Here is an 8,944-nt window from a genome sequence, read left to right as displayed (position 1 = left end):
GCTTTTTACTCAATTACTTATATCGATTTGGCAATATGAAGCCAAGATCGAAGCTGTAAAAGCCAAACAGAAAGCTGTACTGAAAATGGCGGCAAAGTTTAACGCCTAGGCGCTAAGTTATCCACATATTTGTGTATATTTATGTGGTAAAAATTACTTTTTAGGCACACTAATTTACCCAACCCCTTGCAGTACTTAGCTTACAAAGGCTATGGATAAAAAAAAATCCTGTTTATTAAAACCAGTCCGCCCTAAAAAAACTGTTAATAACTCTGTATATAAGCATGGGGTAAGCTGTCAGAAATCGGTGTAAACACTACATATTGTGAATAATTGCCTAGTCAACCACTAGGCTTTACCTATGGCACAAGACTGTTGCTTTTATGAGCAAAGATCTGTATTATCCGCCGACTTTTTGCGGCCTAGCCGTTCGTTAAACACCGAATTTACACGTTTTTAGGTACTAAAATCATGAAAAGAACATTCCAACCTAGCGTTATCAAACGCAAACGCACTCACGGTTTCCGTGCTCGTATGGCCACTAAAGCTGGTCGCGCAATTATTACTCGCCGTCGTGCCAAAGGCCGTAAGCAACTAGCTGCTTAATTAAGAGCTTGCCGGGGTGTTCGGCATATTCGTGTAAAGAGATGTATTCTTCTACTCATTGCGCTCCTAACGAGCAACGTTCAAACACCCCACACTACCCTTCTTTTGTATTTACCAAAAAGCAGCGTTTACTCAATAAACACGACTTTTCTCCGGTATTTGATAACGCACCTATTCGCGCGTCTAATCAACACTTACTCATATTGTCTCGCTTAAACAACGATAACCACAGCCAAGCACGGTTGGGGCTTGTTATTGCCAAAAAGCACGTTCGCCGCGCCCACGAGCGCAATAGAATCAAGCGTTTTGCGCGCGAGACGTTTCGCTTGCAACAGCACAAACTACCGCCAATAGATGCTATAGTGCTCGCCCGCAAAGGGGCCGATACCCTAACTAATCAGCAACTTCAACAAGCATTTAATGGCTTATGGAAACGCATCATCAAGCGCGCAGCTCAGCTTGCACCTTAAAGCGTAAACCTTGGCATACCATGGTGTTTTTACCGTTGTTGTGGTTAGTGCTGATTTTAGTTAAAGGCTATCGTTATTGTATTAGCCCTTTGCTTGGACAAAATTGTCGTTTTTACCCTAGCTGCTCTGCATACGCTGAAGAAGCATTGACTCTCCACGGGTTGATTAAAGGAAGCTGGTTAAGTGCTAAACGTATTGGCTGCTGTCATCCATGGCATGCCGGTGGTTATGACCCAGTTCCCCAACCCCCAAAAACTCCCAAACCTTAATGGCTTAACTCAAGATGAAGATGGATTGGTTACGCACCTCGATCATTGGTGGCATTCTCGTTGTTACCTTTTTATTGATTATTCGCTGGAACGAATTTCAAGAGCGCAAAATTAGCGCCTTAAATCTCCAGCCAACATCGGTCAGTGAATCTGTGAATGCGGCAGAAGCACAAGCCGAGCAGGTTAGTGAATTTGATATTCAAATGCCACCAACCTCCACCACAGCGGCTCCAAAAGTTAGCGCACCAGAACAGTTAATTCAGGTAAATACTGACACACTTCAAATTGCTATTAACCCTGTGGGTGGCGATATTGTAAAAGTGGGGCTGTTAAAGTTTAACGATAAATTAGTTACAGGCGATGAGAAGGCTGAGCCTTTTATTTTGTTAGACCAAACCGTTGGTACTACCTATATCGCCCGCAGTGGCCTTGCCGGTACTAATGGCACCGATAGCAAATCGAGCCGCCCTACTTTTGTCAGTGCAAGCAGCCGTTACAATATGGGTGACAACGAAACATTAAACGTTGACCTTAATTACCAACAAGGTGATGTAAACATTACCAAACGCTTTAGTTTTGTACGCGGAAGTTATTTAGTCGATTTACAGTACATTATTAATAACCAATCTGCGGCACCTTGGCAGGCAAGTTTAGTCGGTAGCATTAAGCGCAGCTCTTACAACCCAGTTATTGCACCTGGCGTTGGTATGTCTCCCTTTTTAGGAGCCGCAACTACAACTAGCGAAACTAACTACGATAAATATTCATTTGACGATATTGCAGAACAACCGTTTAAGCACACAAAACAAGGTGGCTGGATTGCAATGATTCAACACTATTTTATGAGTGCTTGGATTCCAGATACTACCAAACAAAATACTTACACTTTGCGTAAAGCTAAAAATAACGACATGTACTTTTTTAGCTTTGCAAGCGAGCCGACTGTGGTTGCACCAGGGCAAAGTGAAACAATTAGCGCACAATTTTATGCCGGCCCTAAAGATGTGAGCGAACTCGAAAAAATTGCACCGCATTTAGACCTTACTGTGGATTACGGCTTTTTGTGGATGATTGCTAAACCACTTTTTGCCGCTTTAGATTTTATTCACGGTTTGGTCGGTAACTGGGGTATCGCCATTATCATCCTGACCTTCTTAATTAAGGTGCTGTTTTTCTACCCGTCGGCTATTAGTTATCGCAGCATGGCAAAAATGCGCAAAGTGCAACCTAAAATGCAGGCACTTAAAGATACCTATGGCGATGACCGCCAGCGCATGTCGCAAGAATTAATGAAGTTATACAAAACAGAAAAGGTAAACCCCGTTGCCGGTTGTTTACCCATGCTGTTACAAATGCCTGTTTTTATCGCTTTGTATTGGGCCTTAATGGAAAGTGTTGAGTTACGTCATGCCTCATTTTTATGGTTACACGACCTTAGCGTAAAAGACCCTTACTTTATTTTGCCTTTAGTTATGGGCTTAACAATGTGGATTCAACAAAGCTTAAACCCAACGCCACCAGACCCAATGCAAGCAAAATTAATGCAGTGGATGCCTGTATTTTTTACCGGCTTATTTATGTTCTTCCCAGCAGGCTTAGTCGTTTACTGGGTAGTCAACAATACCCTGTCGATTATTCAGCAATACGTAATCACAAAACAAATTGAAAACCAGAAGTAATTATTAACACGAAGGACTTTTTATGAATGACACCATCACCGCTGTCGCTACCGCACCAGGCCGCGGCGGTGTTGGCGTTGTTCGTATATCCGGCCCTAAAGCACTCGCTATTGGGCAAGCCATTACCGCAAGCACGCTAAAACCCCGCCACGCACATTACCTGCCTTTCTTAGATAGCAATCAAAACGCGATTGATCACGGCATTGCTCTGTATTTTAAAGCGCCCCACTCATTTACAGGCGAAGACGTTGTAGAGCTACAAGGCCATGGCGGGCCTATTATTTTAGATATGCTACTTGAGCAAGTTACTCAGCAAGGCGGCCGGCTGGCACGCCCAGGGGAGTTTAGCGAGCGCGCATTTCTAAACGATAAACTCGATTTGGCACAAGCCGAAGCCATTGCAGACCTTATCGAAGCAAGCTCTAGAGAAGCTGCCAAACAGGCGGTTAATTCACTACAAGGGGAATTTTCCCATGCCATTAACAATTTGGTAGAGGAACTGATTGCCCTGCGCCTATACGTTGAAGCCGCGATAGACTTCCCAGAAGAGGAGATCGACTTCCTTACAGACGGCCATGTTACAAGCCAGCTGAAGCGTATTATGGCCACCCTGCAAAATGTACTCTATAAAGCCGAGCAAGGCGCCATTTTACGAGAGGGTATGAAAGTTGTTATAGCTGGCCGCCCAAATGCCGGGAAATCGAGTTTACTTAACCGATTGGCCGAGAGGGATATTGCAATTGTGACGGACATTGCCGGCACCACACGCGATCTATTGCGCGAACATATTCATATTGATGGTATGCCGCTACACATTACAGATACCGCAGGTCTACGTGAAAGCGACGATATTGTTGAACAAATGGGTATTAGCCGCGCATGGGAAGAAATAGACAAAGCCGATCGCATTATTCTAATGATCGATGCTACAGATGACGAACAGCGCGATATTCATACCCATTGGCCCGAGTTTTTTAACAACCCCGCCTACCGTGCAAAACTCACTGTCATCTACAATAAGAGCGATCAGTTAGAGGAAATCCCAACTCAAGCTACCGAAGGAATTTGGTTATCCGCCAAAACCGGCGATGGTATTCTTGATTTGAAAGAGCAACTCAAAAGTGTAATGGGATTCCAAGGTACTACTGAAGGCGGTTTTAGCGCCCGACGCAGGCATATTGATGCACTAAAGCAAGCACAGCAATACCTTGAAAACGGCGCTTTTCAGCTACAACACCATGCCGCTGGTGAGCTTTTAGCTGAAGACCTTCGCTTGGCACAAGATCACCTGAGTGAGATTACAGGCCGCTTTACTCCAGACGATCTACTTGGTCGTATTTTTAGCAGCTTTTGCATCGGTAAATAACCACCCCTTATTCATTCCTACTGAGTTATTGGCTAACAACCTTTGCTGCTGGCCCATTTCCGCTCGTCTATATGTTCCCAATAGCCACTCAAAAACCAAAGGCTAGCTCCCTCTATTACCTCTAAATGCCCTAAGACCCGCCATATTAAGCGAACCGAGAGCCCAAAAGTCACAACAAAGAACCGACCTCGCCTCTGCGCCTTCATCTAATTACTTTTACGAATATAAAGTTACCCACATCATTAAAACGGGTTTTATGCACAGAAAACTCAGGTTACCCAAAGGTTTATACACAGAAGATACTTATGCCATGGTTATAAATAGCTTTTATTAACAATTGAACACAGATTTACACACAGTGTGGACAGCCATATGCGTAAATGATGAGCAAGGTGAGTAAAACCATCCACATTAATCCACAGATATATACCGAATTTTGTCATTCAACCTAAGTTCACATTTCTTATGCACAACTGGCCGACGGCAATTCAGGGGTTAGGTGCAGTGTAAAACCACCGCATAAAAAAATATTAAGCCTTTGAAAATATTAACTTTTTTACTGTTACACACACGAATTTTTTTACTAATAACATTAGTATATTTAATCTTCTCTACTAAGAGATTTAGATTTCTTCACAGCTCAAATTTTTAAAGATCAAAAGACTTAAAATTTCGAAATCGTTAATTGATTACTTTTTAATCGTAAAAAAATGTGATATGTATCACAGCATTTGTGTGAAATTAAACGGATACCTCTAGGAAGCACTTCTCAAAGCGCCGCAAAAGATCCGCAAGGGAAAATGGTCACAGGTATACTCGGGCGAGCAATGAAACGGGGAAAGGTTCCGTCTTTTTATTTGCTTATTTAAAGAATAGGTAAAAGAAAGGCCGATCAAATCTCTAAGGAAACGAGAAACCAATCGCAAAACCAATAGTGGTTATTAACTGAACATATATTGTGGTATTTCGATGGGGTAAGCTGGTTCCACGTTTTAAGTTCGCCAATTAGCGACCAGTACGTATCGACAAGGCAATACATCTTATTGCTGAGAAACAGGGAATTAACGTTGTACGAAATAACAAGCAACGAGCACTCGATGCTCAGTGCGAGTGGAAGCTAGCCGGTATGGTTAGTCTTTCAAATGAATTTGGCTTGCATGCTGTATCGCAAGTCTAACTAGCAAATAAAAGACAACCACCCCGGGGGTTAGAAATGTTCTCCGCAAAAACTGTAATTGTCAGGTCGGTACTACTTGCTGTAATGACAACATCCATAGCTGCATGCGGCAGTGGGAAAAAGGTCCAAGTACCTGATTTTTCAACACCAACATCGAGTTCACCCGATATAACATCATCAAGTGACTCAACCACAAACTCTTCCGAAACCACCGAGAGCTCAGAATCTTCGGTGGTTTCATCCGTTGATGCTTCATCAGAAAGTTCTGTACCTGATACGGGTAATAGCTCTTCGGACGAAACAACAAATAGCAGTGACGGCAATGCATCTAGCGATGGCGCATCTTCCAGTGATCCTACTGGCGGCGGCATCATTACACCAAGCTCTGCGACAACCTCAAGCGATTCAACAGTAACAAGCTCTTCTGCTGTAACGACAAGCTCTGAGGATTCAACTTCATCAGACGCTGGAGTTTCTAGCTCTAGTGACGATACGACCTCTTCTTCTGAAGATGCTTCTTCGTCTAGCGAAGTAAGTTCATCTTCTGAAGAAACCAATAGCTCTGAAGCAGGCTCTTCAAGTTCTGAAGTAACCAGTTCTTCGGAAACAGCTTCGAGCGTGGCTGCAGATCCCGTTAACTGTTCAGTCGTTGACCCAGATCTTGGAAAGCAAGCGTTTGCAGACAACTCTTGTACGGCCTGTCATGGGGCTTTTGATGAAGCAACCGGCACAGCACCCGGGCGCGGTGCTAACCCGCCTCTCGATGTGAACGGTTTCGCCAAGTTTGATGAGTCGGCAGTATCTTTAGATGCCTATATTGCCGCGTCTATGATGGAGTTTACTGACGGCTGCGATGGTGATGCTGCTTGTATTGCTGATGCCGCTAATATCGCAACCTATCTGAAGAGTCATTCTGATTCACCTTGGTGTGTAGACACTGGTAATTCTTCCAGCGAAATGTCCAGCAGTTCAGAAACTGTATCTTCTAGCGAAGACTCAAGCTCTTCAGCTCCGGCTGTAAGCTCTTCTTCTGATGCTTCAAGTAGCCAAACTGGTGGTTCTTCGAGCGCGATTATAGTTGTTCCGTCTTCAAGTTCTTCCGAAGCAGATTCTTCAAGCTCCGAACTAGCCAGTTCTTCCGAAGCAGATTCTTCAAGCTCCGAACTAGCCAGTTCTTCCGAAGCAGATTCTTCAAGTTCTGAAGCAGCCAGTTCTTCCGAAGCAGACTCTTCAAGCTCTGAAGTAACCAGCTCATCTGAAGCGGCTTCAAGTGTGGCTGCAGATCCAGTTGACTGTTCAATCGTTGATCCAGATCTCGGAAAGCAAGCGTTTGCAGACAACTCTTGTACGGCCTGTCACGGGGCTTTTGATGAGGCAACCGGTACAGCACCTGGACGCGGTGCTAACCCGTCTCTCGATGTGAACAGTTTTGTTAAATTTGATGAGTCGGCAATATCTTTAGATGCCTATATTGCCACGTCTATGATGGAATTTACTGACGGCTGTGATGGTGATGCTGCCTGTATTGCCGATGCCGCTAATATCGCAACCTATCTGAAGAGTCATTCTGATTCACCTTGGTGTGTCGATACCGGTAACTCCTCTAGTGAGATGACAAGCAGTTCAGACCTTGCTTCGTCTTCAAGCACAGAAACAAGCTCATCCGATGCTGCTGTAAGCTCTTCACCTGATGCTTCAAGTAGCGATATGACAGCATCTAGCGAAATGAACATCAGCTCAGATATGAGTTCTTCCAGTGAAATGGGCATGAGCTCATCTTCTGAGATGGTATCTTCTTCCAGTGAAATGACCAGTAGCTCCATTCCTGCATCTTCAAGCTCTGAAATGTCTAGCTCTTCTGAGCCTGTTGATGAAGGTTTGGTTGAGTTTATTTACCCAACTTTCAAAGCTAACCTAGGCGGCGCTACTGCAACGAAAGTTGTGTTAAAAGTACGTGATGTACCTGAAATTACTGGTACGGTTTCTGCCGTAACTGTTGGTGGTGTTGCGCTTAGCCAGCAAGGTGACCTTTGGGTTTCTGCGGATGATGCGTTAACGCTTAATAACGATGCGGGCCAGACGTTTGATGTAATATTGAGCGATGAATCTGGCGATATTTCTGCGAATGTTCTTGTTTTGAATAATGATGGAAGTGGATCTGCCGGTGAAGGCTTGGTGTTCAATGCTACTGGTTTAGGTTTTGATACAGATGATCAAATATTGTATTTCACAGATTCTTACTCTGGACAGCTGGGTAAACTCAACTCAGTAACTGGCGAGCGAGATGCGATATACAGTGCAATGCGATCTGAAGATGCGTCTGTAGACCTCTACTGGTCAATGGCCGTTGATAGTGCTAATGATGAAATCTACATTGTTGCCGATAGCTATAGTTACGATTCAACTGTAGGTAGTGAAGAGTATGCGGTTGAGTTATTGCAATTAGATGCGCAAGGTTCTGTTCTATCGTCATATGCTGAAACGACTGCCGAAATTAACGGTGCACGAAGCGCATTTGTTGATCTTAATGCGGAGCTTACTGCTTCAGTTGGCGATGCAATTATGTACTTCGTAGACTTCGGTTCAAGCGACCCATTGCACCAGTGGATTCTATCTGGTGATTATGCTGGGGAGCATTACGGCATGTTGGTTTCAGTAGACGATGGTGAAGATGCTGGTGAAGATGACACGCGCTTTTCTGGAAACTATAGTCCTCGTGCTTTGGTCCGGAATGGCGATAGTTTATTGATTGCTCGTCAATTTGGAACATCAAGCAACACTGGTACTGGTGCAATCATTGAGGTTACTTCAGCTGCTCAACGCGGTAATGTTACTAGTTCAGCAGAGCTGTTTGTTGAATTGTCATCGAATGGCCAGGTGATTGAAAAGCCAACATCAATGACCTTAAATCGTGATGGTTCCGTACTGTACATTGCTGATAAAGACCGTATATGGGCGATGGATATGAGTACCAAGTCTTTTGAATTAATGACGTCTTCTAACTTAGCAACAGGTAAAAAAGGTGAGGGCCCACGTTTAGCGGCTTCTGTTACCGCGATGGAAGTGCATCCGGTTTACGACATTTTGTATGTTGCTGCGGGCGCACAAGGTATTATTGCCATCGATCTTGCCACAGGTAACCGTATTACTGTTGCTCGTTAATCTTCAGTAAGCTTTAAAAGACAAAGCCCTCGCCCGAAAGGTCGAGGGCTTTTTTTGTGATAAAGAAAACAAAAAAGCACAAAAACCTCTCATTTCTGATCAAAATTTGAACTAATGGGCGTGGATTTAGAGCCAATGGTGTTACTGTGTGCGTCATTCACTAAAACTGTGATTAAATACGCGCAAATTTTTGGCTAACTGGCTTTAGGGCCCGC

Annotated in this window: 7 protein-coding genes; 6 read left to right on the top strand and 1 reads right to left on the bottom strand. The window is 44.0% G+C overall.

All coding sequences use genetic code 11. From position 1 onward, the window contains the following. Positions 1-471: 471 nt before the first annotated feature. Genes rpmH through mnmE form a run of 5 tightly spaced genes read left to right on the top strand, consistent with a single transcriptional unit; the run spans position 472 to position 4,390 of the window. Entirely contained in the window at positions 472-606 is a 135-nt protein-coding gene (gene rpmH / locus MARGE09_RS21530) for a 50S ribosomal protein L34 (protein WP_236985236.1), read from the top strand. Positions 607-647: 41 nt separating this feature from the next. Next, positions 648-1,076, top strand: a complete 429-nt coding sequence (rnpA, locus tag MARGE09_RS21525) for a ribonuclease P protein component (RefSeq protein WP_236985235.1) — start codon at positions 648-650, stop codon at positions 1,074-1,076. Beyond that, positions 1,034-1,345 carry a membrane protein insertion efficiency factor YidD gene (gene yidD / locus MARGE09_RS21520; protein ID WP_420828079.1) on the top strand — a complete coding sequence of 104 codons (312 nt, stop codon included), beginning with the start codon at positions 1,034-1,036 and terminating at the stop codon, positions 1,343-1,345. Before rnpA ends, yidD begins: the two co-directional genes overlap by 43 nt. 20 nt (positions 1,346-1,365) lie before the next feature. Further along, positions 1,366-3,024: a membrane protein insertase YidC gene (yidC, locus tag MARGE09_RS21515; protein WP_236987428.1), complete on the top strand. Its 1,659-nt coding sequence runs from the start codon at positions 1,366-1,368 to the stop codon at positions 3,022-3,024. A 22-nt stretch (positions 3,025-3,046) separates the two neighbouring features. Further along, complete coding sequence (gene mnmE / locus MARGE09_RS21510) at positions 3,047-4,390, top strand: tRNA uridine-5-carboxymethylaminomethyl(34) synthesis GTPase MnmE (RefSeq protein WP_236985233.1); 1,344 nt, start codon at positions 3,047-3,049, stop codon at positions 4,388-4,390. 1,173 nt (positions 4,391-5,563) lie between these two features. Here the strand turns inward: mnmE and MARGE09_RS21505 are convergent. Beyond that, positions 5,564-6,124 (bottom strand): hypothetical protein, encoded by a 561-nt coding sequence (locus tag MARGE09_RS21505; protein ID WP_236985232.1) that lies wholly within the window; start codon positions 6,122-6,124, stop codon positions 5,564-5,566. Positions 6,125-6,185: 61 nt separating this feature from the next. Between MARGE09_RS21505 and MARGE09_RS21500 the strand changes: the two genes are divergently transcribed. Next, a complete protein-coding gene (locus MARGE09_RS21500; RefSeq protein ID WP_236985231.1) occupies positions 6,186-8,729 on the top strand; it encodes a cytochrome c in 2,544 nt (847 codons plus the stop codon). Positions 8,730-8,944 lie beyond the last annotated feature (215 nt).

The organism is Marinagarivorans cellulosilyticus (assembly GCF_021655555.1).
GTDB lineage: Bacteria > Pseudomonadota > Gammaproteobacteria > Pseudomonadales > Cellvibrionaceae > Marinagarivorans > Marinagarivorans cellulosilyticus.
The sequence above is the reverse complement of the archived record's forward strand: the minus strand, read 5'-3'. Positions and strand labels throughout refer to the sequence as shown.